The organism is Maricaulis alexandrii, from assembly GCF_005871165.1.
In the GTDB taxonomy this organism is placed as follows: Bacteria; Pseudomonadota; Alphaproteobacteria; order Caulobacterales; family Maricaulaceae; genus Maricaulis; species Maricaulis alexandrii.
Map to the genome: position 1 here is coordinate 1 of NZ_SWKP01000002.1, position 1,173 is coordinate 1,173.

At 63.6% G+C, this 1,173-nt stretch carries 1 protein-coding gene; it reads left to right on the forward strand.

Annotated elements, in window-relative coordinates; translation table 11 throughout:
• Positions 1 to 205 precede the first annotated feature (205 nt).
• The gene (locus tag FCS99_RS00100) at positions 206 to 1,162 is read left to right on the forward strand and encodes an IS110 family RNA-guided transposase (protein WP_138509305.1); all 957 of its coding nucleotides are present in this window, start codon (positions 206 to 208) and stop codon (positions 1,160 to 1,162) included.
• Positions 1,163 to 1,173: the final 11 nt, after the last annotated feature.

Sequence of the window (1,173 nt, forward strand, 5' to 3'; positions counted from 1 at the left end):
GGCACCTTGTATGTGAGTTGGGTGCTAGATTGGGCTGTCTTCCGGGACAGCCTGTCTGGCGCACCACCGCCAGACAGGCTTGGCGTCGGACGGGTCGTGGGCACCTTGGGCTTTTGAGCCCGTGGAGAAGCTGGACCACCGCCGCCGTTTCACTGACCCGGATAGTTGCAGGGACTTTGAGGTCCGCAAGCACAAGGAGGGGTCGATGAGACAGCTGGAAGATAACACAAGTGTGGCCGGGATCGATGTGTCCAAGGCGCATCTGGATGTCGGGCTTTTGGGGTCCGGTCAGGTCCGGCGGTTCGCGCATGACGCGATTGGCTTTCGGGACCTGGGCGACTGGCTGCAGACACAGGGCATTACCCGGGTGGGTCTGGAAGCGACGGGGGGCTATGAGCGTGCGCTCATGCAGCACTTGCAGTCATCCGGTTTTACCGTGATCCGGCACCAGCCGCTGGAGGTTCGCCTGTTCGCACGCCTGCAGCGCGTGCGCGCCAAGAATGACCGGATCGATGCCCTGGTGATCGCCGCGATCACGGCCCGCACTGCGACCCCGTCCCGCCCGATCAGCCCGGCCTTGCTGGAACTGGCAGAATGGCTCACCGCCTACGAGCAGGTCGCCGATCAGATCGCCCGGCTGAAGACCGCCTGCGAACATGTCCATCTGGACGCGCTCAAGCGGCACTATGAAGAGCTGATGCGGCACTGCAAGGACAGCAAGGCGCGCATTCTGGGCGACATCCTGGCGCGGATCCGCATGCATCCGCAGCTGTGCCAGCGCTACGATCTGCTGCGGTCCTTGCCGGGCGTGGGAGAGGTCGTGGCCGCCGTACTGGTGGTGCGCATGCCTGAACTGGGCGAGTTGAGCCGGGGCCAGGCTGCGTCCCTCATCGGCGTTGCCCCCTTCGACCGCGACAGCGGCGCCCAGAAGGGAAGCCGAAGAATAAGCGGTGGCCGCGAACGCCCCAGGCGCTTCCTCTACATCGCGGCCCTGACGGCCAAGCGCAACAGCCAGACATTCGCCAGCTTCGCAGCACGTCTGAAAGACGCCGGCAAACCACCCAAACTCGTCAACGTCGCCGTCATGCGAAAGCTCATCGAGGCTGCAAACCTCGTCCTGAAACGCCAAACACCATGGCAATCAGAAATGCAAACGACATAGTTGCTTCTCCC